Here is a 26585-nt window from a genome sequence, read left to right as displayed (position 1 = left end):
CGCGCGAGGTCGCCGTCACCGCATCGCAGCGGGCCGCGCCGACGATCAGCCGAGCAGCGTGCGCACCCAGTGCCGCAGGAAGGCGGCGCCCGCCTCGTCGTGGATGAGGTCGCCCTCGGTGATCACGCGATAGGGGCGGTCGAGGATCCCGTCGGCGGGCCGCACGTCGACGTGCGCCACCTCGTACCCCGCCTGATGCAGGTGGTCGGCCATCTTGTAGTCGCTGCGCGAGTCGCCGACCGACCGCCAGAGGCGGGGCAGCGGTCCGAGTGCGGCGAAGTACTCCAGTGCGCGCTCCGCCCCGCGGTCCTTGTCGAGCACGACCGACTCGATGTCGGTGGAGATGATGGTGGGGTCGAGGCGGAAGGGCACGTCGCCGCACGGGTTGGCGATCGATCGATCGCCCAGACGCACCCCGACGCCGTGCGCGGCGAGGATATCGAAGGCGGCCGCGTCGAAGTCGCGCTGCGCGGCGAGGTAGTCCGCGGAGGAGACGTCGGTGCGCTGCTCGACCGAGATCATCGCGCGCTTCGTCTCGTCGAAGAACATGTGATCCGCGAAGCGGGTCGCGACCAGCTCCCGCACCCCCGCGACGACGTCGGCGGGCAGCGCGACCGTGTGGTCGACCTCCACCGCTCCCATTCCGTCGGCGGTGATGGATGCCCAGACGGCGCCCTTCTCGAACACGCCGAACATGCGCGCCCCGGGCTGCGCGAGCGCGTCATCCAGCCCCGCCGCGCGCAGCGGTGCGACGACCTGCTCGGCGATGAAAGCGTCGGATCGCCCGGTGATGAAGGCGATGGGGACGCCGGCGGCGGCGAGCGCGACGAGGTCGTCGACGATGCTGGGGATGGCGATGGTTCGCGTGACAGGGCTCGCGATGGGGCCGTCGACGTCGAAGAGGAGTCCGAGCTCGGTCATGGCGCGCCTTTCGATCGGTGTGCGCTCACCGTCGAGGCGCGAGGGGGGTATGCGCACGGCCCCGGACCCGGATTCGGGGCGGGGCCGCGCGCGATGGTGGCTGGGGACCGCGGTGACTAGTGGGAGTGGCCCGCGTGGTCGTCGTGGTCGTGGTCGTGACCGGCGTTGGCCTGCTGAAGCAGGTCGGTGGCCGCGGTCGTGTCGATCTCGTCGTCGGAGCCCTTGGCGAGGGCGACGAACTCGGAGATGTCGACCTTCTTGCCCTTGGTGTCGACCACCTTCGCCTTGTCGAGCACGATCGCGAGCGCCTTCGCGCGGGCGACCTCGCCGATCATGGCCGGGATCTGGCCGTTCTCGTCGAGCACCTTGATGAACTCGCCCGGCTCCATGCCGTACTGCGCGGCGCCCTGGATGAGGTACTGGGTGAGCTCGTCCTGGCTGACCTTCACCTCTTCCTTCTCGGCGATCGCGTCGAGGAGGATCTGGCTGCGGAAGGTCTTCTCGCTCGACTCGGCGACCTCGGCGCGGTGCACCTCGTCGTCCAGGCGGTTCTCGTTCTCGAGGTGGCGGTGCACCTCGTCGTCGATGAGCGCCTGCGGCACCGGGATCTCGACGAGCGCGGTGAGCTTGTCGACGATCTGGTCACGCGCCTGCGCGCCCTGACCGAAGGTCTTCGACTTCTCGACCTGCTTCTTGAGGTCGGCCTTCAGCTCCTTGATGGTGTCGAACTGGCTGGCGATCTGAGCGAAGTCGTCGTCGGCCTCGGGCAGCTCGCGCTCCTTGACCGCGAGCAGGGTGACGGAGATGAGGGCGGTCTCGCCCTCCTTGTCACCGCCGAGCAGCGTGGACTCGAAGGTGGTCGACTCGCCCGCGGTGAGCGAGTCGAGCGCCTCGTCGATGCCCTCGATGAGCTCGCCCGAGCCGATCTCGTAGCTGATGTTGTTGGCCGTGTCGACCTCCTCGTCGCCGATGGTGGCGACCAGGTCGAGCTGCGCGAAGTCGCCGGTCTTGGCGGGACGGTTCACCGTGACGAGGGTGCCGAAGCGGCTGCGCAGGGCATCCAGCTCGTCTTTGACGTCGTCGGCGGAGACGGTGACGGCCTCGACCTCGAGGGTCAGGCCCTCGTAGGCGGGGAGCTCGAACTCGGGGCGGACATCCACCTCGACCGTGATCTGCAGGTCGCCGGAGAAGTCCTTGAGGTTGGGCCACTCGGCGATGTCGGCCTCGGGGCGACCCAGCGTGCGGATCTTCTCCTCCTGCACCGCCTGGCGGTAGAACTTGTCGAGTCCGTCGCTGACGGCGTGGTTGAGCACCTCCTCGCGACCGACGCGCTGGTCGATGAGCTGAGCCGGCACCTTGCCCTTGCGGAAGCCGGGAATGTTGACCGACTCGGCGATGTGCTTGTAGGCGTGGTCGATGCTGGGCTTGAGCTCGTCAGGCGTCACAGCGATGTTGAGCTTGACGCGAGTGGGGCTGAGCTTCTCAACCGTGGTCTTCACGATGTGGTTCTCCTGGTGTTTTTGCGAACTAAAACTGCGAATCTGGCGGTGATGTCGGGGCGACAGGATTCGAACCTGCGGCCTCTCGGTCCCAAACCGAGCGCTCTACCAAGCTGAGCTACGCCCCGTTAGGTCGTCGGCTTTCTCTCAGCGGGAACACGAGTGTCACCGAAAATTGGCCTCGGCAAGTCTAGCCGATTGAATTGCACCCGTTGTGGGGCGATGCCAAAGCGGGGGGAACGGACGTACCGTTGGGTATCCGCCGGACAATGGACACAGAAGGGGATGTCAGTTGAGCGACGCCACAGACGACCTGCCCCCCATGGGCTGGTACGCCGACCCGCGGGTGCCCCGTCAGCTGCGCTGGTGGGACGGCCAGGGCTGGACCAACAACGTCTACATGCCCGACTCGAACGCGCCGCAGTGGAACGCCGACGGCGACGCCGCCGGGCGCGACTCCGGCTCGAAGTGGGACTTCCCGCAGCCTGCCTGAGCGGCCCGAAGCCTGGGCACGGAACGCATTGCGTTGCCCCGACCGAGCGCGACCGCCCGGCGACATCGGGTACAGTATCTTCCGCACGCATGGTTCACGGGCTTCGCTCGTGCCACGGGGATGTAGCTCAATGGTAGAGCCTCAGTCTTCCAAACTGATGGTGCGGGTTCGATTCCCGTCATCCCCTCCAACGCGATGCGCATCGCCTCAGATCGGGCTCGCGACCTCCCAGACGTGCCCGCCCGGGTCGCGGAAGGTCGCCGTGCGCACTCCCCACGGCCGGTCGATCGGACCGCCGAGCAGTTCGACGCCCAGCTGCGCGAGCGACCGGCACACCGCATCCGTGTCGTCGACGTTGATGGTGAGCTGCAGCCGCACCCCTGCGGTCGCGGGCGCGACCGGTTCCGGCGCGACGAGCCCCGGTGCCTCCGCCGAGTCGAGCAGGTTGATGAGGATGTTCGGGAACGCGAAGACCGCCGACTGCGGGTCCTCGTACTGCACCTCGAGGCCGAAGACGCGGCGGTAGAACTCGATCGAGGCCGCGAGATCGTCGGTGAACAGGGTGATCGCGAAGATCGGGCCCGGCCACGTCGCTGCTCGCTCGGTCATGCCGCTCCCCTCGTCCGGCCCGCGGGCCGCTCCGCACACCCGGCGTCTGCAGCGCGCGCTCCCGCCAGAGTAGGAGGGCGGGCGGAGCGGGGCAAGGGGGTGGAGGAGCGCACCCTTCCGGGGCAAGCGGTCGACGGGCGGGCGGAGCGGGGCAAGGGGTGGAGGAGCGCGCTCGTCCGGGGCAAGCGGTAGACGGGCGGGCGGAGCTCGGCACGGGGTGGAGGACGTGCCGCTGAAGGAACCTTCGGGATGGTGGCCGCGCCCGCTCCCGCCCTGAGATACTGGGGCAACGCTCGGAAAGGCAGTCACGTGGGTCTCGTTGTTGCGATCGCGGCAGTGCTCGGCGCGGTCATCCTGTTCGCCGGGCTGGTTCTCGCGACGCGCTCCATCACCACCATCGGGGCGAGCGAGGGCTACGGCGCGTTCCTGCAGCGGGCGTTCGGGATGATCTCCCACGCCACCGTCGCCACCGTGAAGTCGCTCGACCGCTCGCACCGCGTCGTGATGGCGCCGGTTCCGGCCGATGAGGCACCGACCGCGCGCAACGCGATCGTGGGGATCTGGATGATCCTCTTCGGCGGACTCGTGTTCGTGATCTCGGTGCTGATCGCGATCGTGCTCGCGGTCATCCTCGCGATGTTCTAGGCGCGACAGCCCGGCGCCCACCTCCGCCGAACCCGCGACACCCGGGTCGCGCGCCACGACGGAGTGCCGACCGCCGCGCGGGTCGTTCGGCCCTAGGCGCCCGCGCCCTCCGGGTGCAGGATTGCCCCATGCCCGCGCGCCCGAGCCGACCCCCGCGCACGAGCGCCCCGCCGCGCGCCATCCGCCTGCTGCTTCGCTACCCGATCCTTGACCTCGCCGCGGTCGTCGCCCTCGTGGCGGGCGTGCTCGCGCTGTCGGGCAACGGGGGCGCGACGCGCTGGGTCGTGAGCGGCTTCGCCGTGATCGTGGCGGCATACCTCTCGATCGGCATGGTGCGCGGCCTGCTGCGCCGGCACTGGGGCATCGACATCCTCGCGGTGATCGCGATCGTGGCCACGATCGTCGTGGGCGAGTACTGGGCGGGGCTCGTCATCGTGGTCATGCTGGCCGGTGGTCGGGCGCTCGAAGACTACGCGGGCCGCCGGGCCCGCGCCGAACTGACCGCGCTGCTCGCCCGTGCCCCGCAGTTCGCCCACGTGCTGGTGGACGGCACCCCGCGCGATCTCGCGATCGAGGAGGTGCGCATCGGCGACTCGCTCGTGGTGCGGCCGGGCGAGGTCGTGCCGGTCGACTGCGTGCTGCTCTCGGCGGAGGCGACGGTGGATGCCTCACAATTGACCGGCGAGAGCGTGCCCGTGGAGCACGCCGCGGGCGCGCAGATCCCCAGCGGAGTCGTCAACCTCGACGGCGCGATCTCGGTGCGCGCGACCCAGCTCGCGGCCGACAGCCAGTATCAGCGCGTCGTCGAGCTCGTGCGCGCGGCCTCCGAGAGCCGCGCACCGCTCGTGCGCCTCGCCGACCGCTACTCGGTGCCCTTCACGGCGATCTCGCTCGGCCTCGCGGGCATCGCCTGGTGGATCAGCGGCGACCCGGTCCGCTTCGCGGAGGTGCTCGTGGTGGCCACGCCCTGCCCGCTGCTCATCGCCGCACCGATCGCCTTCGTCGCCGGGGTCAGCCGGGCGGCGCGCTCGGGCATCATCGTGAAGGGCGGCGTCACCCTCGAGGTGCTGTCCCGCGTGCGCACCGCGGCCTTCGACAAGACGGGCACGCTCACCTTCGGCTCGCCGGAGGTGGTCGACACCGTCGTCGAGGGCGCGGGCCGGTCGCCGGATGACCTGCTCCGCCTCATCGCGAGCGTCGAGCAGTACTCCGGCCACGTGCTGGCGGGCTCGATCGTGCGCGCCGCCGCGGAGCGCGGTCTGGGCCTCCTCGCCGCGACGGAGGCGGCGGAGCTCACCGGACGCGGGGTCACCGCCCGCGTGGACGGCCACGAGGTCGCCGTCGGCAAGCGCGCGTTCATCGAGGGACTGGGCGCCCACGTCGACTCGCCGCCGCCCACCGACGGCTCGATGGCGGTCTACGCCGCCGTCGACGGGCGCTCCGCCGGCCACGTCGTGCTCGCCGACCGGGTGCGCCCGAACACCGCCGAGACGCTCCGCGCCCTCGCCGCGCAGGGGGTGGGCCGCACGATCATGCTCACGGGCGACCTCGCCGCCACCGCCTCGGCGATCGCGGCGCAGGCCGGAATCGGCGAGACCCGCGCGGAGTGCCTGCCCGAGGACAAGGTGCGGGCGGTCGCCTCCGAGCCGATGCGGCCGGTCATGATGGTCGGCGACGGCGTCAACGACGCACCCGTGCTCGCGGCCTCCGACGTCGGCGTGGCCATGGGCTCGCGAGGCGCGACCGCGGCGAGCGAGTCCGCCGATGTCGTGATCATGGTGGATGACCTCTCCCGCCTCGTGCGCGCCGTGACGATCGGCAGCCAGAGCACGGCGATCGCCACGCAGGCGATCTGGATGGGCATCGTCATCAGCATCGCGCTCATGCTCGTGGCGATGACCGGCGTGCTCCCCGCCATCGTCGGAGCCCTCCTGCAGGAGGGGGTGGACGTGCTCACGATCCTGTACGCGCTGCGGGCCGTCGCCGACCGTCCCGACCGCCGGCTCGCGGGACTTTCGACCCTGTGAGCCCGCCGCGCGGAGGCGCACGCTGACGGCATGACCCACGCGACTCCGACGCTCACCTTCCTCGGCGCCACCGACACCGTCACCGGCTCCCGCTACCTGCTGCAGGCGGGCGGCCGGCGCATCATGATCGACTGCGGGCTGTTCCAGGGCTACAAGCAGTTGCGCGAGCGCAACCGGCTCCCGCTGCCGGTGGATCCGGGCAGCATCGACGCGGTCATCCTCACCCATGCCCACCTCGACCACAGCGGCTACCTGCCGGCGCTCGTGCGCGAGGGCTTCCGGGGGCGCATCCACTCGACGCCCGAGACCGCGCAGCTGTGCGGGCTGATCCTGCCCGACAGCGCGCGACTGCTGGAGGAGGCGGCCCAGTTCTCCCGCCGGCACGGCTCGCGCCACGCGGAGCCCAAGCCGCTCTACACCGAGGCCGACGCCGAGGCGGCGCTCGCGCGCTTCACGACGCACGAGTTCGATGTGCCGGTCGAGCTCGGCGGCGGGGTCACCGTCACCTTCGTTCGCGCGGGCCACATTCTCGGCGCGGCCCAGCTGATGCTGCGCGTCGGCGAGACGACGCTCTGGTTCACCGGCGACCTCGGGCGACAGGATGACCCGCTCATGCGCGCCCCCGAGCCGCCCCGCGCGATCGACGTGCTCGTCACCGAATCGACGTACGGCAACCGCTCGCACGCCCACACCGACCCGGAGGCGGAGCTCGGCGAGATCGTGCGGCGCGTGATCGGGCGCGGCGGAGTGCTGCTGCTGCCGGCCTTCGCGGTGGGGCGCACCGAGTCGCTGCTGCTGCACCTGTCGCGGCTCAAGGAGAAGGGTCTCATCCCGCCGGTGCCGGTCTACATCAACAGCCCGATGGCGGCGTCGGCGACCGAGATCTACGGCGAGCACCCCGAGGAGTTCCGGGTCTCCCCCGGCGACTTCGAGCGGATGTCGACGCTCGCGAAGGTCGTGCACACGGTGGACGAGTCGAAGCTGCTGAATCTGCGCGGCGGGCCCATGATCATCCTCTCGGCGAGCGGGATGCTCGAGGGCGGCCGGATCCTGCATCACCTCATGGCCTACGGCTCCGACCCGCGGAACGGCATCGCGCTCACCGGTTTTCAGGCGGGCGGCACACGCGGGGCGGCGCTGCAGCGCGGGGAGCGCACCCTGCGCATCTACGGCCGCGACATTCCCATCGAGGCGGAGGTCGTCTCGATCGAGAGCCTCTCCGCGCACGCCGATGCCGACGGGATCCTGGCCTGGATGCGCGGCGCCCCCCGCCCGCCCCGTCAGGTGTACATCACCCACGGCGAGCCCGACGCCGCGGACACCCTCCGCGCCCGCATCAAGCGCGAGCTCGGTTGGGAGGCGCGCGTGCCGGGCTACCTGGAGGAGGTCTCGCTCGACCGGATTCCCTCGCGGCACCACCGCCGCGTGCAATCGGACGGGAGGGCGATCGTGAGCACGGGATGAGCGACCATCGTGCACGCCGGATGAGAGACGAGCTGCACGCCGCATAAAAGACCTGATAATTCTCTCTTTTCAAAGAGGTTTCCGTGCCCTACGATTACCTCAACCGTTCCCCCCGAACTGCCCCGCGGTTGGCACAGGCCGTACCCGAACCGCCCCCCACGGCAGGGGCACCCAAGCAGGTTTCTCATGTCTCTTGCCCTGACAGACACCGTCGCCCCTTTCGGCTGGTACCCCGACCCCGCCGGCAGCGGAATGCTCCGCTGGTGGGATGGCGCCCAGTGGACTGACCACCTCGAATACCCGCGTCCTGAGATCCACAGCGCCGCCGGTATCGCGAAGCGCGAGCCGGCCCTCCGCATCGCGCGACGCTGACTTCACTGGCCCCTCTACGGGGGCATAGGGGGACACTGTTGTGTCCTCTAAAATGAGGACACCACTCCCGAACGGCCACCAGTGGTTGGCCAACCCGCCGCACCCGAAGCGCCCGCGCGGCCGGGCAGATTAGTCAACCCGATGACTCTCGAAATTCAGGCTGCGTCGACCCCACGCGGCTGGTACACCGACCCCGCCGGCACCGGCATGCTCCGCTGGTGGAACGGATCGTTCTGGACGACCGACGTCAAGTCGGCGTACCGCATGAACCCGGCGACCGCCTACGCCCTGCACCGGCTCCCCAAGCCGCGCGGCTGAGCCGGGCGCGATTCGGGCGTTCCGCGCGCGACGCTAGAGCGCCACGCTTCGGGCGCTCGGCACGCGACGCTACAGCGCCACGCTTCGGGCGTTCCGTGCGCGCTGCTACAGCGCGCGGTGCGTGAATCGCCCCGCGACGAGCGTCGCGCCGACCGCGGTCGCGCGCAGCTCGGTCGGCGACGCGAAAGGGTCGTCGTCGAGGATCGCCAGGTCGGCGACCTGCCCGACGGCGAGGGATGACCGCGTGGACGCGTGGATCGCCTCGTCGAGCGTGATCGCCTGCTCGGGATGCCAGGGCTCACGCGCGCCGCGCGTGCGGGTGACGGCCGCCGCGATCGCGAGCCAGGGATCCAGCGGCGAGACCGGGGCATCCGAACCGAAGAGCAGCCGCGCGCCGGCATCGAGCAGGGCGCGCAGGGGGAAGGCTCGCGCCGTGCGACCGGGCCAGTAGCGCTCGGCGACATCGCGGTCATCCATGGCGTGATCGGGTTGCACGCTCGCGGCGACACCCAGTCGGGCGAACCGGGCGATATCGCCCTCGGTCAGCAGTTGGGCGTGCTCGATGCGCCCGCCGCATCCCAGCTCCTCGAAGGCGTCCAGCGCGAGGGAATTGGCCTGGTCGCCGATCGCGTGCACGGCCGGCAGGATCCCCGCGGCGGTGGCCCGCCGCAGGAGCGGCAGCAGTTCAGACGGCGGCACCGTGAGGAGGCCGTGCGGTCGCTCCGTGTGCTCGAGGCCCGGATAGTCGTCGAAGGTGTACGCGGTGCGGGTGTTGAGCGAGCCGTCGGTCAGCACCTTCAACCCGCCGACCGTGACGAGCTCGTCGACCGCCGCGCCCGTGCGCAGTCCGCGGGCGATCGCGTCATCGAGGTGCTCGGCGTAGATGCCGAACTCCACCCGCAGCGCGCCGAAGCCGCTGGCGCGACGCCGCAGCCAGGCCGCGTGGTTGTCACTCATCTCGTAGTCGACGATGCCCACGACGCCGCGGGCTGCGGCCGCCCGGGCGGTGTGCTCGACCCAGCCGTCGAGCCGGGTATCCGCCACCGTGTCGATGAGGGCGATCACGCGGAAGGCCTCGTCTTCGCGCACGACGCCGTCGGGCGCGTCGCGCACCCCGTAGAGGGCGACGGCGGCGGTGTTGAGCCAGACGGCGTGCAGGTCACCGCTCACGACGGCGACCGGCCCCGGTCCGATGCCGTCGAGCAGGGCCGTCGAGGGGCGGTCGGGCCAGAGTGCGTCGCGGAACCCTACCGCCACGAGCGGGCTCTCGGTGCGGCCCGAGTCGCGGATCACCGCCGCCACCTGCGCCGCAGAGGTGCAGCCCGAGACGTCGAGTCGCGAGGCGGTGAGGGCCCACTGCCCGATGTGCACGTGGTTGTCCCACAGCCCCGGGATGACCCGCCGCCCGTCGAGCGCGACGAGCTCCTGCCCCGAGCGATCGCTGCCCGCCGGCAGGATCGCGGCGATCGCGCCGCCCTCGATCGCGAGGTCAACGAGTGCCTCGCCCACGCGGGCGTCAGTCAGCAGCATCGCGAACCCGTCGCATCTCGGCGGCGAGCGCCGGGGAGGCGTAGGGACCGTCGCCCTCCAGGGCGTCGAGGATGCGCTCGAGCACCTCGGGCGACTTGTTCTGGCTGAGTTTGGCGCGGGCGTCGAAGCGGGTCACGCGCACGCGGATGCCGACCGTTCCGGTGGCGATGTGCCGGGCATCCTGCTCGTCGATGCTGAGGCTCATCGGCTCGGGCATTCGCCGCTCGAAGTGGTCGACGAGCTCGCCGAGCACGCGGAAGTTCTCCTCGTCGTCGAGGATCTCCGGGGTGCCCCAGAGGTGGGCGGTGACGTGGTTCCAGGTCGGCACGAACTCGCCGTTGTCGTACCACCCGGGTGAGACGTAGCCGTGCGGCCCCTGGATGATCAGCAGCACCTCGTGCGCGCCGAGCTCGTGAGCCCGCTCATCCGGTCGCCCCACGTGGCTCACGATGCTGATGCCCTCCGCATCCTCCTCGAGCACCACGGGGTAGTGCGAGGCGACGAGGCCGGCTGCCGTGCTGGAGACGATCGTGGCCCAGGGGTTCTCGCGGATCAGCCGCTTGACCTCCTCGGGGTCGGTCATCAGGTAGTGCGGGGTGTAACGCATCGGTCACCTCTGGTCGGTGGGGCAGTAATAGAGTTTGCGGCCCGCGGCGAGCTCCATCACGATCGGCGTGCCGCAGACCCGGCACGGCAGGCCGGCTCGGTGATAGACCCAGTGACGGTCGGCCCGGTCGGCGAGGGCGGCGCGGTAGGCCTCCTCGTCGAGTCCGTCCATCGTCATCATCTGGCCGAGACGCACGCCCTCGCGGAGCAGCACGGTCCAGTCCCGCCACAGCTCGCGGAGCACCTCCTCGGGCACGTTCCGGCCGGGGGTGTGCGGGTCGAGCCGGGCACGGAAGAGCAGCTCCGCACGATAGACGTTGCCGATGCCGCTCACCACGGACTGGTCCATGAGGAGCACGCCGATCGGGGTGGACTTGGTGCGCACGGCCGCGACGAACCGGGCCTCCCCCGCCTCCGGGTCGTCGACGAGCGGGTCTGGGCCCAGGCGATCGATGACGGCCTGCACCTCATCGGGCGTCAGCACCTCGCACGCGGTGGGCCCGCGCAGATCGGCGACCGTGCGCTCGGTGAGCAGTCGCACGCGCACCGCCCCCACGGGAGGCGGCGGGAACTGGCCGGCGTCCGGCTCGGGCTTCTCCTGCTCCGACATGCGGAGGCGGGTGACCCGGGGCGCCCCGATGCTGGCGTCGGCGGTCAGCTCGCCGGCGAAATCCCAGGCACCGTAGATTCCGAGGTGCACCCTCAGCCAGCGGTCGTCGCTGAACTCGAGGAACAGCTGCTTACCGATCGCGCGCGAGTCGGTCATCCGGCGGCCGTCGAGGCGTTTCGCCCCCTCGGCGAAGCGGCCCTGGGGCGAGGAGACCGCGACCTCGTGGCCGACGAAGTGGAGCGCGAACTGCCGGGCGATGCGATGGACGGAGTGACCCTCGGGCACGGTCAGTCGATCTCGTGCCCGGCGATCGCACCCGTCGATTCGTACTCGGCGAGCTGTGCGATGCGGCGGGCGTGCCGCTCCTCGTTGCTGAAGGGCGTGGCGATGAAGGTGTCGATGAAGAGGATCACCTCGTCGATGCTGTGCTGGCGCGCGCCGATCGAGATGACGTTGGCGTCGTTGTGCTGGCGGGCGAGCTCGGCGGTCGAGACATTCCAGACGAGGGCCGCGCGGGCACCCGTCACCTTGTTCGCCGCGATCTGCTCGCCGTTGCCGGAGCCGCCGAAGACGATGCCGAGGGTTTCGATGCCCGCCGCCTGGTCGGCCACGACCGCGTGGGCCGCGTTGATGCAGAAGCTCGGGTAGTCGTCGAGCGGGTCGTAGCTCGTGGGGCCGTGGTCGACGACCTCGTGCCCGGCATCCCGGAGGTGTGACTGGAGGTCTTTGGAGAACTCGAGGCCGGCGTGGTCGGTCGCGATGTGGATGCGCATTGCTCCAGTTTAGAAGCGCGCGCGAGTCACGAGTCGAACCCCAGCCCCACGGCGTCGAGCGTTCGCAGCAGGAGATTGCGGCGTCCGTCGTTGTGGTCGGCCCGGTCGAGCGCCCACCGGGTCGCCTGCACGCCGAGGTAGGCCGCGGGCTCGGGCGGGAAGGGCAGCGGGATGCTCGACACCATGTCGAGCTCGGTGCGCTCCGTTCGCTCCCCCGCCAGCTGATCGAGCATCACATTGGCCGCGAAACGGGTCGCCGCGACGCCGAGCCCGGTGAAGCCCGCCGCATAGGAGACGCGACCGCCGTGCGCCTGGGCGAAGAAGGCGCAGAACCGGGTGCTCGTGTCGATGACTCCCGCCCAGCGATTGGTGAAACGAAGGCCGGCGAGTTGCGGGAAGGTCGTGAAGAAGTGGGCCGCGAGCCGCTCGAAGCTCGCGGTGCGGTCTTCGTAGGAGGTGCGAATGCGTCCCCCGTAGTGGTAAATCGCGTCGTAGCCGCCCCACAGAATGCGGTTGTCGGCGCTGAGCCGGTAGTAGTGGAACTGGTTGCCCAGATCGGCCACGCCCTGCCGGTTCTCCCACCCGATCGACTCCAACTGCTCCGCGCTGAGCGGCTCGGTCATGAGCACGTAGTCGTAGACGGGCACGGTGTGCAGGCGGAAGCGACGCAGCAGCGAGGGGAACGCGTTCGTCGCGAGCGCGACACGGCGACCGGCGAGGGTTCCGTGCGGGGTGCGCAGCTCCATGCCCTCGAGGGTCTCGCCGAGGCCGGTGACGGGAGACTTCTCGAACAGCTCGACGCCGGCGGCCGCGCAGGCGAGCGCGAGTTCGCGAGCGAGCTTCCCGGGGTGCACGAGCGCGGTCGCCCGGGTGCTCCACAGGCCGGCGAGGTAGGTGGGCGAGCCGAGTTCGGCCCGGATCTCCGCACCCTCGAAGAAGTACTCGGTGACCCCGTCGTGCGCCGCGCGCAGCTCCTCGACCTGGTACTCCTCGGTCGCGACGGCGAGCGAGCCGGTGCGCTGGAAGTCGCAGTCCCAGCCGAGCTCCGCGACCGTCGCCTCGATCTCATCGAGGTTCTCCATGCCCAGGCGGTCCAGCTGCTCGAGTTCCCCGGGGAACCTCGTCGAGCCGTTGGACTCGCCGTGGGTCAGCGAGGCCTCGACGAAACCGCCATTGCGCCCGGAGGCCGCCCAGCCGATCGTCTTGCCCTCCACGAGCGCGACCCGGCGGCCGGGGTCGCGCTGCTTCGCCTGCAGTGCGGTCCAGAGGCCGGTGTACCCGCCGCCCACGACCACGAGGTCGTAGACGCCGCGCCCCGAGAACCTCGGGAACGTCGGCGAGTCGAGTCCCTCGAGCCAGAACGGGTGCAGCCGGGAGCCGGCGAGCGAGTCGGCCACGAGGCCGGGGTGGGGAGCGTTGCGGTCGAACACGGTGGATCCCATGGCCCCAGACTACCCAGCGAAGTGCTGCCCACCACTGGTTTCCCGCGGCCCGCGGGAGCAGACTGTTAACCACCGGTCTAACGTGCCCAGGAGGCCACTCATGTCCGAGAACCGCTTCGAAGCGATCATGCCCGTGCTCTCTGCCGGACGCCACCGCAGCCCGCGTCGCGGGGCCTGCTTCATGGAGTACGCGTCGTACCTGGCGGGTCTCCGGTGGAGCGACCGACCCGCGTGCACGCACCCGTCGCTCGCCGCGCTCGCGCGGCTGGTGAACGATCTGACCTCCGACGACGCGCGCTCGCGGCTGGTCATCCACGTGCCGTCGGTCGTCGGCCTCACCGGCGACGACCCGCGCGTGCCCGTGGTGGTGTCGGCCCTCGCGGCCGCCGCGGCCCTGCCGGTCGCCTGCGAGAGCCGCCAGCACGCGCTCGCCACGGCGTTGCTGCGCTGCGAGACCCTCATGGCCGGGATGACCGGCCCCTCCGTCGAGCTGGCGCGGGCCCGCACACGGCGCGCCTTCGAGCAGGCGCCGGGCATGGAGGCCTGGGCCCGCCGCTTCCTGGGTGCCGAGGGGGTGCGCACGGCGGTTCCGCTCACCGCGCACGATGAGGCGATTCTGCGCACGGCCGCGATCGGAATCGCCGACGCCTGTACCGACGATCGGGACGCCCGGCTGGGCCGGCTGCTCGCCGACGCGATCGCCGAGACCTCGCGGATCCTCCGGCCCGAGAGCGTGTCGGCACCCGCCCGGGAGAGGATGCCCGTCCCCGCGTGACGCCCTCGGGGCCACCTCAGACGACGCAACTAGACTCCTTTTCGGACACAATCCGAGAAGCAGAAGGAGCGCGCGTTGCCTGGAGAGAACCTCACCCGAGTCGAAGCACAGCAGAGGAAGGCACTGGTCGATGTCGCGAGTTACGCGATCGACCTCGACCTCACGACCGGTGACGAGGTGTTCCGGTCGACCACGACCGTCACCTTCACCGCCGAGCCGGGGGCCTCCACCTTCATCGACGCTCTCACCCGCACGGTTCACTCCGTCACCCTCAACGGCGCCGCGCTCGACCCGGCCGTCGTGAGCGATGGCGTGCGCATCCAGCTCGACGGGCTCGCCGCAGAGAACACGCTGACCGTCGTCGCCGACGCCGAATACACGAACACGGGCGAGGGCCTGCACCGCTTCGTCGACCCGGTCGACGGCGAGGTCTACCTCTACTCGCAGTTCGAGGTGCCCGACAGCCGCCGCGTCTTCGCGGTGTTCGAGCAGCCCGACCTCAAGGCCACCTTCCAGTTCACCGTGACCGCCCCCGCCGGCTGGCAGGTGGTCAGCAACAGCACGACGCCCGAGCCAGTGATCACTGGGGACACCGGCACCTGGCGCTTCGCACCGACCCCGGTGCTGTCGAGCTACGTGACCGCGCTCATCGCGGGTCCCTATGCCGTCGTCACCGACACCCTCACCTCGCGCGACGGCCGCGTGATCCCGCTCGGCATCTTCAGCCGCAAGTCGCTCAGCCAGTACCTCGACGCGGACTACATCTTCGAGAAGACGCGTCAGGGCTTCGCCTACTTCGAGGAGAAGTTCAACTACCCCTACCCCTTCGACAAGTACGACCAGCTCTTCGTGCCCGAGTTCAACGCGGGCGCCATGGAGAACGCGGGCGCCGTCACCTTCACCGAGACCTACGTCTTCCGCTCCAAGGTGACCGACGCGATCAAGGAGCGCCGGGTCGTCACCATCCTGCACGAGCTCGCGCACATGTGGTTCGGCGACCTCGTGACCATGAAGTGGTGGAACGACCTCTGGCTCAACGAGTCCTTCGCGGAGTGGGCGTCCACCATCGCCACCGCAGAGGCCACCGAGTGGACCGAGGCGTGGGCCACCTTCCAGGCCATGGAGAAGAGCTGGGCGTACCGCCAGGACCAGCTGCCCTCGACCCACCCCGTGGTCGCGACGATCAACGACCTCGAAGACGTGCAGGTCAACTTCGACGGCATCACCTATGCCAAGGGCGGATCGGTGCTCAAGCAGCTCGCGGCCTGGGTCGGCATCGACGCCTTCTTCGCGGGCGTGGGCGCCTACTTCGCGAAGAACGCCTACGGCAACACCGAGCTCGCCGACCTCCTCGGCGAGCTGGAGACGACGAGCGGGCGCGACCTCGGCGAGTGGTCGAAGCTATGGCTGGAGACCGCGGGCGTCAACACGCTGCGACCCGAGATCGAGACGGATGCCGAGGGGCGCATCACCTCCTTCGCGGTGCTCCAGTCCGCAGCGTCGGACTACCCCACGATCCGCCCGCACCGCCTCGCGATCGGCTTCTACGAGCTGGACGGCGGGGCGCTCCGCCGCGTGCACCGGCTCGAGCTCGACATCGCGGGCGAGCGCACCGAGGTCGCCGAGCTGGTCGGGCTCCGCAAGCCCGCGCTCGTGCTCCTCAACGACGACGACCTCGCCTACGCGAAGATCCGCCTCGACGACGACTCCCTCGCGGTGGCGATCGAGCACCTCGCCGACATCGCCGACCCGCTGGCCCGCGCCATCGTGTGGGGCGCGGTCTGGGATGCGACGCGCGACGCCGAGGCGAGCGCGAGCGACTATGTGGCACTGGTGCTGGGTAACATCGCGCGCGAGACCGAGAGCACGACCATCCGGCTGTCTCTCACCCAGCTCGCGACGACCGCCCGGATGTACGTCGCCCCCGCGCGGCGCGACGAGACGATCCGCGAGGTCGGCGACGCGCTGTGGGCCCTCGCCCAGGGTGCGGAGTCCGGCTCCGACGCGCAGTTCCAGTTCGTCAAGTTCTTCGCGGGGCTCGCCTCGACGCCCGAGCACGGGGCCATCCTCGCGGCGCTCCGCGACGGCTCCACCTCGCTTCCGGGGCTCGAGATCGACACCGACCTCGACTGGGAGCTGCTGGAGGGCATGGTCCTCACCGGGCTCGCCGGCGAGACCGAGATCGAGGCCGCGCTCGCGAAGGACAACACCGCGAACGGCCAGCAGGCCGCCGCCCGTGCGCGCGCGACGATCCCGACCGTGGAGAGCAAGCTCGCCGCCTTCGCCTCGCTCGTCGACAGCGACAAGCTGCCCAACCTGATAGTGCGCGCGACCACCATGGGCTTCCTGCACACGAACGACCCGTCGGTGCTGCAGGCCACCGTGGAGCCGTACTTCGCGAGCCTCACGACGCTGTGGACGACGCGCAGCTACGCGATCGCGTCCTCGGTGATCGGCGGACTCTACGCGGCACCCCTCGCCTCGCCCGAGCTCGTCGCCGCATCCCGCGCCTGGCTCGACGCCAACCCCGAGCCGCCGGCCCTGCGCCGCATGGTCATCGAGAGTCTTGCCGGGGTCGAGCGGGCGCTTCGAGTGCAGGCGCGCGACGCATAGGACGCCATGAAGCTGAGTAATGCGTGGACCGCGGTGACGACGTTCTTCTCGATGGAGCCGTGGAAGACGATCGTCGGGATCCTCGTCATCATCGTCATCGCGATCGTGCTGAAGGTGGTGTTGCGCTTCGTGGTCGATCAGGCGGTCAACCGGATCGTGAGCGGCGTGAAGCGGCGGCAGAACGTCGACGACACCCAGTCGCTGCTCGCCTCGCCGCTGAGCGCGGTCCGGGTCGTGCAGCGCACCCGCACCCTCGGCAGCGTGCTCAACAACATCGTGAGCGTGGTCGTGGTGATCGTGACCGTGCTGGCGGTCATCCAGCTGGCGGCCCCCAGCATCACCGGCGCGTTCTCGCTCATTACGGCGGCGCTCGGTGCGGGTCTCGGTTTCGGCGCGCAGAACATCGTCAAGGACGTCTTCAACGGCCTGTTCATGGTGGCTGAGGACCAGCTCGGTGTGGGCGACGTCGTGGATGTCGGCTTCGCGACGGGTGTCGTCGAGGCGGTCGGTATTCGCGTCACCCAGATCCGCGACGTGAACGGCACGGTGTGGTTCGTGCGCAACGGCGAGATCATCCGCGTCGGCAACATGTCACAGGGCTGGTCGCGGGTCATCATCGACCTCGCGGTGCCCTACGACTCCGATGTTCAGGCCGTGCAGGAGCGGATGCTCGGGGTCGCGACCGAGCTCGCCACCAACACGAAGTGGCGCAGCCGCATCATCGACAAGCCGGAGATCTGGGGTATCGAGTCCATCTCGGCGGAGGCGGTCGTCATCCGGCTCGTCACCAAGACGCGCCCCGGCAGTAAAGACGACGTGGCCCGCGAACTGCGCGCCCGATTGAAGGAGAGCCTCGACGAAATGGGAGTTCGATTGCCCTCGCTCAACGCGGTCGTGCTCAGCGGATTCGAGGGAGCCGAGAGCATCTCGGGCGCCCGGCCCCCGCGCACCAAGCCGAACCCCGTCGTCACGACGGAGGACGCCGGCCCCCGCAAGCCCGCACGGCGCGCCCCGCGCGACCCGCGCGCGACCGATCTGCCGAAGCAATGAGCGCGCACGAGACAGGCCCCGACGAGACGAGCACGGACGAGACGGGCACCGACGAGACCAGCGGCGAGCGCGGCGGGCAGCCCGGCGGGGTGGGCCCGAGCCCGCTCACCCTCCGCGGCAGCGAGCGCGGCGAGGCGGTCACCGGCAACTTCTGGCGCGAGGTGGGCGGACGCCCCACCTTCGAGCGCCTGGTGCGGCGCTTCTATGTCGGAGTCGCCGACGACCCCGTGCTTCGCCCGATGTACCCGGAGGAGGATCTCGAGGGCGCCATCCAGCGTCTGACGGGGTTTCTGGAACAGTACTGGGGCGGCCCGGGCGCCTACAGCGAGGAGCGGGGGCACCCGCGACTGCGGATGCGGCACCAGCCCTTTAAGGTGAACCCGGATGCCCGCGACCGCTGGCTCGCCCACATGCGGGTCGCCGTCGATGAGCTCGGCCTGGCGCCCCTGCAGGAGGGCATGCTCTGGGGCTATCTGGAGCGAGCCGCGATGGCGATGGTCAACACCTTCGAGGAGTGAGCACGCGGGCGCCGAACCGTGTTCGGCGCCCGCGTCGGCTCAGAGGGCCGCGCGAATGCCGTCGACGAGCGGCGTGGTGGGCCGACCGATGAGGCGGGCGAGATCTCCGCTGGTCTCGGCGAGCAGGCCATCGCGGGTGTTGCCGTCGAGGGCGACCACGAACCCGGCGGTCCCCTCGTCGAGCCCGGCGCCGGTCAGGATCGCGAGGTGCTCCTCGGTGCTCACCGGCACGTACACGACCTCGCGGCCGAGCACCTCGGTGAAGGCGGCGGCGAGCTGGGTGAAGTCCCACGCGACGTCACCAGACAGCTCATAGACGGCACCGATGTGCGGCGCGCCACCGATCGCGACCGCTGCGGCAGCATCCGCGTAGTCGACACGGCTGGCGCTCGCGACCCGGCCGTCGCCCACGCTCGCGACCAGACGCCCGGTCGCGCGCAGCTGCTCGGCCTGGCCCGTGTAGTTCTCGGTGTACCAGCCGTTGCGGAGGATCGTCGCGGGGATTCCCGCGGCCGCGATGGCCTCCTCGGTCGCCTTGTGCTCCGGGGCGAGCACGAGCGGCGAGGTGGTGGCCTTCGGGGCGCTCGTGTAGATGAGGTGACCGACCCCGGCGCGCACCGCCGCGTCGATGACCGCCGCGTGCTGCGCGACGCGCTGCCCGACCTCCGACCCGGAGACGAGGACGACGGTGTCGGCTCCGGCGAGCGCGGCATCGAGAGAGGCCGGGTCGGCGTAGTCGATCCGTGCGGCGGTCACCCCGCGTGCGACGAGATCGTCGATCTTGTCGAGACTGCGCCCACCGGCGACGATGGTGGACGGCGTGACGCCGTCGCGGAGAAGGGCTTCGATGATGAGGCGGCCGAGGTGTCCGGTTGCGCCGGTGACGACGATGGTCATGGGGTTCCTTTCGAGGTTGTCAGGATGCCCAACCACCGGCCCCTTGCGATACTTCCCCAGCGAGGGTACCCACCTTTAAGTAAGCTACTTACCGTGGATTCACTGACCCTCCCCCGCGGCACTCACGGCTTCACCGACGGCGTGCTCCCCCGGGCCTGCAACTCCCGCACCGTGCTCGACCATGTCACGAGCAAGTGGGGCGTCCTCGTGATCGTCGCGCTGTCGGAAAGCACGCTGCGCTGGGGTGAGCTTCGCCGCGTGGTGGAGGGGGTGAGCGAGAAGATGCTGGCGCAGACGCTCAAGACGCTGGAGACGGACGGCTTCGTGGTGAGGGTGGCGAGGCCGGTGATCCCGCCGCATGTCGAGTACAGCCTCTCGGAGCGCGGGCGAGCGCTCGCCGACCGACTGCTGCCCCTGATGGACTGGATCGCCGACAACGCCGACGAGATCGTGGGCGCCTGAGCGCATCCGCGCGACCGCGCGCTACCCTGTGAGGGAAGAAACGAAGGAGTTTCACCCATGGCTGACGCAGACGCGATCATCGTGGGCGGCGGGCTCGCGGGCCTCGTGACCGCCGCCGAACTGCTCGAGCGTGGCAAGCGGGTCATCATCGTCGAGCAGGAGCCCTCCAGCGGGCTCGGCGGCCAGGCCTGGTGGTCGCTCGGCGGGCTGTTCCTCGTCGACTCGCCGGAGCAGCGACGGATGGGCGTTCGCGACAGTCTCGAACTCGCCCGTCAGGACTGGTTCGGTTCCGCCGGGTTCGACCGCCCGGAGGACGGCTGGCCTCGCCGCTGGGCCGAGGCCTATCTCGAGTTCGCAGCGGGCGAGAAGCGCGCCTGGCTGCGGCAGCGCGGCGTCTCGTTCTTCCCCGTCGTGGGCTGGGCCGAACGCGGGGGCGGTGCGGCGACCGGGCACGGCAACTCGGTGCCCCGCTTCCACATCGTCTGGGGCACCGGGCCGGGCGTCGTCGAGCCGTTCCTGCGCCGGGTGCGCGCGGGCGCCGCGTCGGGGCTCGTCTCGCTGCGATTCCGCCATCGCGTCGACCGACTCATCACCGAGGCGGGGGCCGTCGTCGGTGTCGCGGGTCACGTGCTCGCCGATGACCCGGCGGAGCGCGGTGCCCCGAGCAGCCGCGACGAGGTCGCGGAGTTCGAGCTGCGCGCCGCGAGCGTCGTCATGACCTCGGGCGGGATCGGCGGCAACCACGAGCTGGTGCGCGAGTTCTGGCCCGAGCGCCTGGGCACCCCGCCCTCGGAACTGCTCAGCGGAGTGCCCGCCCACGTGGATGGCCGCGGCCTCGCCATCGCGGCCGGCGCGGGTGCCCACCTCGTGAACCTCGACCGGATGTGGCACTACACGGAGGGCATCACGAACTACGCCCCGGTGTGGGAGAGGCACGGGATCAGGATCCTCCCGGGGCCGTCGAGCCTGTGGTTCGACGCGACCGGCCACCGCCTGCCCGCTCCACTGTTCCCGGGCTTCGACACCCTCGGCACTCTCGAACACATCGCCGCGACGGGCCACGCCCACAGCTGGTTCGTGCTCACACAGCGGATCATCGAGAAGGAGTTCGCGCTGTCGGGCAGCGAGCAGAATCCGGATCTGACGGGGAAGAGCATCCGCCTGCTCCTGAAGCGGGTGGGCCGCGGCGCACCCGCCCCCGTCGCGGCGTTCCTCGAGAAGGGCGCTGACTTCGTGGTCGCGAGCACCCTGCCCGAGCTGTTCGCCGGAATGCAGCGCCTCTCCCCCGGCCTCGAGATCGACACCGAGGGCATCCGCCGCGAGATCGAGGCACGCGACCGTGAGCTGGCCAACCCCTTCGCCAAGGATGCCCAGGTCACCGCCCTGCGCGGCGCGCGCCGGTACCGCGGCGACCGCCTCATCCGGGTCGCGGCACCCCACCGGATCCTCGACCCGGCCGCCGGCCCGCTCATCGCGGTCAAGCTGCACCTGATCACCCGGAAGAGCCTGGGCGGCATCGAGACCGACCTCGACGGGCGCGCCCTCGCGAGCGACGGGCGGCCGATCCCGGGGCTGTACGCGGCGGGCGAGGCGGCGGGCTTCGGCGGCGGCGGGATGCACGGCTACCGCGCCCTGGAGGGAACCTTCCTCGGCGGCTGCCTCTTCAGCGGTCGCGTGGCGGGACGGACGATCGCCGCGATCTGAGGGCGCGCTGTCTATGCTCGAAGAAAACGAAGGGATCATCGCATGAGCGATTGGAACGACCAGATCATCGCCGAGTTCCGGGGCAACGACGGCGTCGTCGGCGGCCCGTTCACGGGCTCGCACCTCGTACTGCTCACGACGACCGGCGCGAAGTCGGGCCAGCAGCGCACGAGCCCGATGATGTACTTCCCGCAGGACGCCCCCGCGGACGGCCCCATTCTCGTCGTGGCCTCGAAGGCGGGGGCCGACACGCATCCCGGGTGGTACCACAACCTCATCGCCAACCCCACCGTGCACGTGGAGGTGGCGACCGCCGAGGGCGTGGTCGAGTACGACGCGACCGCCGAGGAGCTGCCGCGGGCCGAGCGCGACGCGGCCTACGTGGAGATCGTGAAGGCGGCGCCGGGGTTCGGCGACTACGAGAAGAAGACGAGTCGGGTCATCCCGGTGATTCGCCTCACGCGAGTCGGCTGAGCCGGCACGAGCCTCGCCGGATGATCAGCGCGCGAGCCGCCACGGCTTGCGCTTGATCAGCACGTGCCCGCGCTCGGTGGTGAGCCGCGTCCACGGCCCGGTCTCGAAGATGCGCACGTCGTCGAAGCCGGAGTCGCCCAGAAAGCCGAGCGAGAGCGCCGCGAAGCCCGCGCCGGCGGGCACGTGCTCGAGCTCGTCGATGGGGCGCCCCCACACCTCGGAGCGGACCCGGTGCACGATCTGCTCGCCGGTGCCGGTGGGGATGACCGCCGCCACCTCGTCGATGCCCGCCCGGGCCACGGTGTCGAGGAGGGTGCTACCGGTGGGTGGGAGGGCGACCCAGCCGCCCTTGGGCGGTGAGATGGCGGCCCAGGTCACGGTGTTCACCTCGATCGGGAGGGTCACGGTGACCTCGGCCTGGTCATCCGTCACCTGGTCGATCAGGCGGGTCAGGCGCTCCGTGAGCGAACGGATCGGCACGACCGCGTCGAAGGTCTCATCGGCGTGCACCGCAAAGGTGCGGAGGCCGAGGACGGTGGGCGCCTCGTCGAGCAGCCCGATCGGATACAGGATCGCGGTGTAGACCGCGAGCACTCCGTCGGCCGCGATGAGGCGCACAGAACCCTCCTCGATGCGGGCGGCGCGACCGAGGTAGATCTGCAGGTCGCGGAGGGCGAGGGAATCGGTGAGAGTGAATGTGCGGCTCATCTGCATCTAAACTACAGGGCATGAGCGACCCCCTGTCGGCACTGTTGGCAGCACTCGATCTCACCGACACGGGGGCGCGCACCACGGAGGACATCTTCACCGGTCCGAGCCAGTGGCAACCTCAGGGTCGCGTGTTCGGTGGCCAGGTGCTCGCGCAGTCCCTGATCGCGGCGATGCGCACCGTCGACGCGGAGCGGATCGTGCACTCGATGCACGGGTACTTCCTGCGGCCGGGCGACATGGCCGAGGGGATCACCTTCTCGGTCGACCGCATCCACGACGGTCGTTCGTTCAGCACGCGCCGCACACAGGCCTACCAGAAGGGTCTGCCGATCCTCTCGATGATCGCCTCCTTCCAGACGCCCGATGAGGGCCTCGACCACCAGGCCGCGATGCCCGCCGACATCCCCGATCCGGAGTCGCTGCCGAGCCTCGCCGAGTCACTCGACGGGGTCGATCATCCGGTCGCCCGCTACTGGGCGACCGAGCGGCCGTTCGACATGCGGCACGTCCCCTCACCCATCTACTTCGCGGTGGAGGGCGAGCGCACGGCTCATCAGGCGGTGTGGATGCGCGCGGTCGGCCCGCTGCCCGACGACCCCAATCTGCATCGCGCGGCCATGGCATACGCGAGCGACTACTCGATCCTGGAGTCGGCGATGCGCGCCCACGGCGTCGCCTGGGCGACCAGGGGGCTGCGCGCGGCGAGCCTCGACCACGCGATGTGGTGGCACCGCTTCGGCCGGGTGGACGAGTGGTTCCTCTATGTGCAGGAGTCCCCGAACGCGGTCGGCGGTCGCGGACTCTCGACCGGTCGCATGTTCAGCCGCGAGGGGCTGCTGCTCGCGAGTGTCGCCCAGGAGGGCATGATCAGGGTGCCCGCAGCGGCCGACTGAGGGCGATCAGCGCTTGGTGAACACGACGGGCTCTTCGACGTAGCCCGACCACACCTCACGAAGGTGCTCGGGAATCCGCTCCGGCCTGCCAGTGGCTGCCGTCACCATCACGAGTGTGGTCGCCGCCTTGGTGAAGAGGGTGCGCGGCGTCACGCCCACCGGCGAGTACAGCTCGTAGCAGATCTCCAGGCTGGCGCCGCCGATGCGTCCGATCCACAGCTCGATGTCGATGGGGGCGCGCATGTACGGGATCGGCGCGAGGTACTCGATCTCCTGCCGCGCGATGAGGGCGATTGTCTGCGCGCCGGGCCGCGCATCCATCACAGCCGTCTCGGAGGCCGGCTCGGTGCTCCCCTCATCGGGTCGCCAGAACGCCTGGATGCGCGCCTCCTCCAGGAGGCGCAGCATCTCGGCGTTGTTGACGTGAGCGTAGGCGTCGAAGTCCGACCAGCGGAGGGGGATCGCGATGTTGAGGCGCGTCATCGCCATCGCCCCTAGTCGCGGGTGAGCTTGCGGTAGGCGGAGCGGTGCGGCTTCGCCGCGTCCGGCCCGAGCCGCTCGATCTTGTTCTCCTCGTAGGCTTCGAAGTTGCCCTCGAACCAGTGCCAGTTGCCGGGGTTCTCGTCGGTGCCCTCGTAGGCGAGGATGTGCGTCGCGATGCGGTCGAGGAACCACCGGTCGTGGGTGATGACCACCGCGCAACCGGGGAACTCGAGCAGCGCGTTCTCGAGGCTGCCCAGGGTCTCGACGTCGAGGTCGTTGGTGGGCTCGTCGAGCAGCAGGAGGTTGCCGCCCTGCTTGAGGGTGAGGGCGAGGTTGAGTCGGTTGCGCTCGCCACCGGAGAGAACACCCGCCTTCTTCTGCTGGTCGGGCCCCTTGAAGCCGAACTGGGAGACGTAGGCGCGCGAGGGGATCTCGGTCTTGCCGACCTGGATGAAGTCGTGGCCGTCGCTCACGACCTCCCACAGCGTCTTGTTGGGGTCGATTCCGCCGCGACTCTGGTCGACGTAGGAGATGTCGACGGTCTCGCCGACCTTGAGGTTTCCGGCGTCGAGCGGCTCGAGCCCCACGATCGTCTTGAACAGCGTCGTCTTGCCCACGCCGTTCGGGCCGATCACTCCGACGATGCCGTTGCGCGGCAGCGTGAAGCTCAGGCCATCGATGAGCACGCGACCCTCGAAGCCCTTCTCGAGCTTGCTGGCCTCGATCACCTGCGAGCCGAGGCGGGGACCGACAGGGATGACGATCTCCTCGAAGTCGAGCTTGCGGGTCTTCTCGGCCTCCGCCGCCATCTCCTCGTAGCGCGCGAGTCGCGCCTTGGACTTCGCCTGCCGACCCTTCGCGTTGCTGCGCACCCAGTCGAGCTCCTCAGCGAGGCGCTTGGAGAGCTTTGCATCCTTCTTGCCCTGCACCTGCAGTCGCTCCTGCTTCTTCTGCAGGTACGTGGAGTAGTTGCCCTCGTAGGGGTAGAGGTGACCGCGGTCGACCTCGGCGATCCACTCCGCGACGTGGTCGAGGAAGTACCGGTCGTGAGTGACGGCGAGCACGGCGCCGGGGTATTTGGCGAGGTGTTGTTCGAGCCACAGAACGCTCTCGGCGTCGAGGTGGTTGGTCGGTTCGTCGAGGAGCAGCAGATCGGGCTTCTGCAGGAGCAGCTTCGTGAGCGCGACGCGCCGCTTCTCACCACCGGAGAGGTTGGCGATGGTGGCGTCGCCGGGCGGCGTGCGGAGAGCATCCATGGCCTGCTCGAGCTGGGAGTCGAGATCCCAGGCATCGGCCGCGTCGATCTCCTCCTGCAGCGTGCCCATCTCGGCGAGGAGCGTGTCGAAATCGGCGTCCGGGTCGGCCATCGCGAGGGAGATCTCGTTGAAGCGGTCGACCTTCGCCTTGATCGGCCCGACGCCCTCCTGAACGTTCTCGAGCACGGTCTTGCTCTCGTCGAGTTCGGGCTCCTGCATCAGGATGCCGACGCTGTAGCCGGGGCTGAGGCGCGCCTCCCCGTTCGACGGGGTGTCGAGCCCGGCCATGATCTTGAGGATGGTGGACTTTCCGGCGCCGTTGGGGCCGACCACTCCGATCTTCGCTCCAGGCAGGAAGGACATGGTGACGTCATCGAGGATGAGCTTGTCGCCGACCGCTTTCCGGGCGCGGACCATCGAGTAAATATATTCGGCCATGTCGCCCAGTCTACCGAGGTGCCCTCATCGGCCAGACAGCGCCGATGCACGCGCGACCCGCATCAGAACGGAACCGGCGTCGCGTCGTCGGGCACCGGCGAGGAGGGGTTCGCCGCGCTCTCCGCGGTGGGCTGATCGCTACCTGGGGCCGCACCTCCGCCGGGTGTGGGGCGGTCGGCAGCATCGTGCGCGGAGGAGGGATTGTGCGAGTACACCGCGGTGCCCCAGCTGAGGTCGGGCCCGATGGCCTCGGCCTCCACCTCCACCGTGGTGCCGCTCTTCTCCCCCGACTCCCAGTTGCGTACCCGCACCCGCCCGGCGACCACGACGCGGTCGCCCTTGCGCAGGGTGACTCCGGCGTTGCTGGCGAGCTGTCGGAACGCGGTCACCGTGTACCAGTTCGTCTCCACATCCACCCATCGCTCTTTCGCGCGGTCATACCGGCGCTGGCTGGAGGCCAGACGGAAGCTCGTGATGGCGAGGCCCTCCGCGGTCGTGAGGCTGCGGGGTGGCGTCGCGACCAGACCGGTGAGGCTGATGGTGTCGGGCATGGGATCTCCTTCGCGGCACGACAAGTGAGGCGAGGCCGGGGCGGCAGTCGTGCCGGGGATGAGCGCCCCGGCCTCGTGCGCACCAGTCTGTTGTGCACGCCGGTAACGACGATGCCGACCGCACTCCGCTGGGGAGTCCGGTCGGCATCGGGCCGCTGTGGAGGAGTGGCGGGGTCAGTGCTCCCGGAACTCCGGCCAGTCGGCCCCGTTCTCGAGAGCCGCGTGGAGCGCGCTCTTGGCGATCACCAGGCTCGGGTAGACCGACCTCGGCGAGGTGTCGCCGAGAAGCCGGAAGGTGTAGCCCTCCTCGACCTCGTGGACCGATCCCAGTGCACCCGCGGGGCCGAACGCGACCCAGGTGTGCCTTACCAGTGTTGTGTCACTCATCGTTGAGTTCCTTTTCTGTGCGTGCGGCCGCAGCCGTCGCATCCATTGTGCGCCCGAATCTCCG

Annotated in this window: 28 protein-coding genes and 2 tRNA genes; 15 read left to right on the top strand and 15 right to left on the bottom strand. The window is 70.1% G+C overall.

Annotated features, from left to right (window positions below; translation table 11 throughout):
• Positions 1–45: 45 nt before the first annotated feature.
• The 3 genes from G3T37_RS10035 to G3T37_RS10025 form a co-directional block, all read right to left on the bottom strand.
• Complete coding sequence (locus G3T37_RS10035) at positions 46–921, bottom strand: hypothetical protein (RefSeq protein WP_163473566.1); 876 nt, start codon at positions 919–921, stop codon at positions 46–48.
• A 116-nt stretch (positions 922–1037) separates the two neighbouring features.
• Complete coding sequence (gene tig / locus G3T37_RS10030; RefSeq protein WP_163473564.1) at positions 1038–2420, bottom strand: trigger factor; 1383 nt, start codon at positions 2418–2420, stop codon at positions 1038–1040.
• Positions 2421–2474: 54 nt separating this feature from the next.
• Positions 2475–2548: transfer RNA gene (locus tag G3T37_RS10025), tRNA-Pro, on the bottom strand.
• A 164-nt stretch (positions 2549–2712) separates the two neighbouring features.
• On the opposite strand from G3T37_RS10025, the gene G3T37_RS10020 reads away from it, so the two are divergent.
• A complete protein-coding gene (locus G3T37_RS10020) occupies positions 2713–2913 on the top strand; it encodes a DUF2510 domain-containing protein (RefSeq protein WP_163473562.1) in 201 nt (66 codons plus the stop codon).
• A 116-nt stretch (positions 2914–3029) separates the two neighbouring features.
• A tRNA-Gly gene (locus tag G3T37_RS10015) sits at positions 3030–3103 on the top strand.
• 17 nt (positions 3104–3120) lie between these two features.
• On the opposite strand, the gene G3T37_RS10010 is transcribed toward G3T37_RS10015, so the two are convergent.
• Positions 3121–3522 carry a VOC family protein gene (locus tag G3T37_RS10010; RefSeq protein WP_163473560.1) on the bottom strand — a complete coding sequence of 134 codons (402 nt, stop codon included), beginning with the start codon at positions 3520–3522 and terminating at the stop codon, positions 3121–3123.
• Positions 3523–3831: 309 nt separating this feature from the next.
• Here G3T37_RS10010 and G3T37_RS10005 point away from each other — a divergent pair, with 309 nt between their 5' ends.
• From G3T37_RS10005 to G3T37_RS09985, 5 genes are all read left to right on the top strand, one after another.
• Positions 3832–4167, top strand: coding sequence for a hypothetical protein (locus tag G3T37_RS10005; protein ID WP_163473558.1), 336 nt, complete (start codon positions 3832–3834; stop codon positions 4165–4167).
• Between the two features lie 128 nt (positions 4168–4295).
• The gene (locus G3T37_RS10000) at positions 4296–6194 is read left to right on the top strand and encodes a heavy metal translocating P-type ATPase (protein WP_163473556.1); all 1899 of its coding nucleotides are present in this window, start codon (positions 4296–4298) and stop codon (positions 6192–6194) included.
• Between the two features lie 30 nt (positions 6195–6224).
• Positions 6225–7658 carry an MBL fold metallo-hydrolase RNA specificity domain-containing protein gene (locus G3T37_RS09995; protein WP_163473555.1) on the top strand — a complete coding sequence of 478 codons (1434 nt, stop codon included), beginning with the start codon at positions 6225–6227 and terminating at the stop codon, positions 7656–7658.
• A 186-nt stretch (positions 7659–7844) separates the two neighbouring features.
• The gene (locus G3T37_RS09990) at positions 7845–8030 is read left to right on the top strand and encodes a DUF2510 domain-containing protein (RefSeq protein WP_163473553.1); all 186 of its coding nucleotides are present in this window, start codon (positions 7845–7847) and stop codon (positions 8028–8030) included.
• A 141-nt stretch (positions 8031–8171) separates the two neighbouring features.
• On the top strand, positions 8172–8348 hold the full coding sequence (locus G3T37_RS09985) for a DUF2510 domain-containing protein (protein WP_163473551.1): 177 nt from the start codon (positions 8172–8174) through the stop codon (positions 8346–8348).
• Positions 8349–8453: 105 nt separating this feature from the next.
• Here the strand turns inward: G3T37_RS09985 and G3T37_RS09980 are convergent, their stop codons facing one another.
• Genes G3T37_RS09980 through G3T37_RS09960 form a run of 5 tightly spaced genes read right to left on the bottom strand, consistent with a single transcriptional unit; the run spans position 8454 to position 13309 of the window.
• Positions 8454–9878, bottom strand: a complete 1425-nt coding sequence (locus G3T37_RS09980; RefSeq protein WP_163473549.1) for an amidohydrolase — start codon at positions 9876–9878, stop codon at positions 8454–8456.
• On the bottom strand, positions 9865–10485 hold the full coding sequence (locus G3T37_RS09975; RefSeq protein ID WP_163473547.1) for an FMN-binding negative transcriptional regulator: 621 nt from the start codon (positions 10483–10485) through the stop codon (positions 9865–9867). Before G3T37_RS09975 ends, G3T37_RS09980 begins: the two co-directional genes overlap by 14 nt.
• 3 nt (positions 10486–10488) lie before the next feature.
• Positions 10489–11379 (bottom strand): DNA-formamidopyrimidine glycosylase family protein, encoded by an 891-nt coding sequence (locus tag G3T37_RS09970; protein WP_163473545.1) that lies wholly within the window; start codon positions 11377–11379, stop codon positions 10489–10491.
• Between the two features lie 2 nt (positions 11380–11381).
• Complete coding sequence (locus tag G3T37_RS09965; RefSeq protein WP_163473544.1) at positions 11382–11867, bottom strand: ribose-5-phosphate isomerase; 486 nt, start codon at positions 11865–11867, stop codon at positions 11382–11384.
• A 26-nt stretch (positions 11868–11893) separates the two neighbouring features.
• Positions 11894–13309: an NAD(P)/FAD-dependent oxidoreductase gene (locus tag G3T37_RS09960; RefSeq protein WP_163473542.1), complete on the bottom strand. Its 1416-nt coding sequence runs from the start codon at positions 13307–13309 to the stop codon at positions 11894–11896.
• Between the two features lie 100 nt (positions 13310–13409).
• Between G3T37_RS09960 and G3T37_RS09955 the strand changes: the two genes are divergently transcribed.
• The 4 genes from G3T37_RS09955 to G3T37_RS15150 all read left to right on the top strand — a co-directional run bounded on the left by G3T37_RS09955 (position 13410) and on the right by G3T37_RS15150 (position 18265).
• Positions 13410–14084: a hypothetical protein gene (locus tag G3T37_RS09955; protein ID WP_163473540.1), complete on the top strand. Its 675-nt coding sequence runs from the start codon at positions 13410–13412 to the stop codon at positions 14082–14084.
• Positions 14085–14159: 75 nt separating this feature from the next.
• Complete coding sequence (pepN, locus tag G3T37_RS09950) at positions 14160–16697, top strand: aminopeptidase N (RefSeq protein WP_163473538.1); 2538 nt, start codon at positions 14160–14162, stop codon at positions 16695–16697.
• Between the two features lie 6 nt (positions 16698–16703).
• Complete coding sequence (locus G3T37_RS09945; RefSeq protein WP_163473536.1) at positions 16704–17747, top strand: mechanosensitive ion channel family protein; 1044 nt, start codon at positions 16704–16706, stop codon at positions 17745–17747.
• 161 nt (positions 17748–17908) lie between these two features.
• Complete coding sequence (locus tag G3T37_RS15150) at positions 17909–18265, top strand: globin (RefSeq protein ID WP_422110979.1); 357 nt, start codon at positions 17909–17911, stop codon at positions 18263–18265.
• Positions 18266–18304: 39 nt separating this feature from the next.
• Here the strand turns inward: G3T37_RS15150 and G3T37_RS09935 are convergent, their stop codons facing one another.
• Positions 18305–19162, bottom strand: a complete 858-nt coding sequence (locus G3T37_RS09935) for an SDR family oxidoreductase (RefSeq protein ID WP_163473532.1) — start codon at positions 19160–19162, stop codon at positions 18305–18307.
• Between the two features lie 93 nt (positions 19163–19255).
• On the opposite strand from G3T37_RS09935, the gene G3T37_RS09930 reads away from it, so the two are divergent.
• Genes G3T37_RS09930 through G3T37_RS09920 form a run of 3 tightly spaced genes read left to right on the top strand, consistent with a single transcriptional unit; the run spans position 19256 to position 21802 of the window.
• On the top strand, positions 19256–19624 hold the full coding sequence (locus G3T37_RS09930) for a winged helix-turn-helix transcriptional regulator (RefSeq protein WP_422110977.1): 369 nt from the start codon (positions 19256–19258) through the stop codon (positions 19622–19624).
• A gap of 57 nt (positions 19625–19681) precedes the next feature.
• Positions 19682–21328 (top strand): FAD-binding dehydrogenase, encoded by a 1647-nt coding sequence (locus G3T37_RS09925; protein ID WP_163473528.1) that lies wholly within the window; start codon positions 19682–19684, stop codon positions 21326–21328.
• Positions 21329–21370: 42 nt separating this feature from the next.
• On the top strand, positions 21371–21802 hold the full coding sequence (locus tag G3T37_RS09920) for a nitroreductase family deazaflavin-dependent oxidoreductase (protein ID WP_163473527.1): 432 nt from the start codon (positions 21371–21373) through the stop codon (positions 21800–21802).
• Positions 21803–21826: 24 nt separating this feature from the next.
• On the opposite strand, the gene G3T37_RS09915 is transcribed toward G3T37_RS09920, so the two are convergent.
• Positions 21827–22510 (bottom strand): DUF8185 domain-containing protein, encoded by a 684-nt coding sequence (locus tag G3T37_RS09915; protein ID WP_163473525.1) that lies wholly within the window; start codon positions 22508–22510, stop codon positions 21827–21829.
• Between the two features lie 20 nt (positions 22511–22530).
• On the opposite strand from G3T37_RS09915, the gene G3T37_RS09910 reads away from it, so the two are divergent.
• Positions 22531–23406, top strand: a complete 876-nt coding sequence (locus G3T37_RS09910; protein WP_163473523.1) for an acyl-CoA thioesterase — start codon at positions 22531–22533, stop codon at positions 23404–23406.
• A 6-nt stretch (positions 23407–23412) separates the two neighbouring features.
• Here G3T37_RS09910 and G3T37_RS09905 read toward each other — a convergent pair whose 3' ends face one another.
• The 4 genes from G3T37_RS09905 to G3T37_RS09890 form a co-directional block, all read right to left on the bottom strand.
• Positions 23413–23889 (bottom strand): acyl-CoA thioesterase, encoded by a 477-nt coding sequence (locus G3T37_RS09905; RefSeq protein ID WP_163473768.1) that lies wholly within the window; start codon positions 23887–23889, stop codon positions 23413–23415.
• A gap of 11 nt (positions 23890–23900) precedes the next feature.
• Entirely contained in the window at positions 23901–25583 is a 1683-nt protein-coding gene (gene ettA / locus G3T37_RS09900; protein WP_163473521.1) for an energy-dependent translational throttle protein EttA, read from the bottom strand.
• Positions 25584–25645: 62 nt separating this feature from the next.
• The gene (locus tag G3T37_RS09895) at positions 25646–26134 is read right to left on the bottom strand and encodes a single-stranded DNA-binding protein (protein ID WP_163473519.1); all 489 of its coding nucleotides are present in this window, start codon (positions 26132–26134) and stop codon (positions 25646–25648) included.
• Between the two features lie 174 nt (positions 26135–26308).
• Complete coding sequence (locus G3T37_RS09890) at positions 26309–26521, bottom strand: methyltransferase (RefSeq protein ID WP_163473517.1); 213 nt, start codon at positions 26519–26521, stop codon at positions 26309–26311.
• Positions 26522–26585 lie beyond the last annotated feature (64 nt).

Source organism: Galbitalea soli (assembly GCF_010686725.1).
Classification (GTDB): Bacteria; Actinomycetota; Actinomycetes; order Actinomycetales; family Microbacteriaceae; genus Galbitalea; species Galbitalea soli.
Note: the sequence above shows the minus strand (reverse complement) of the source record. Positions and strands in the feature narration are given on the sequence as shown.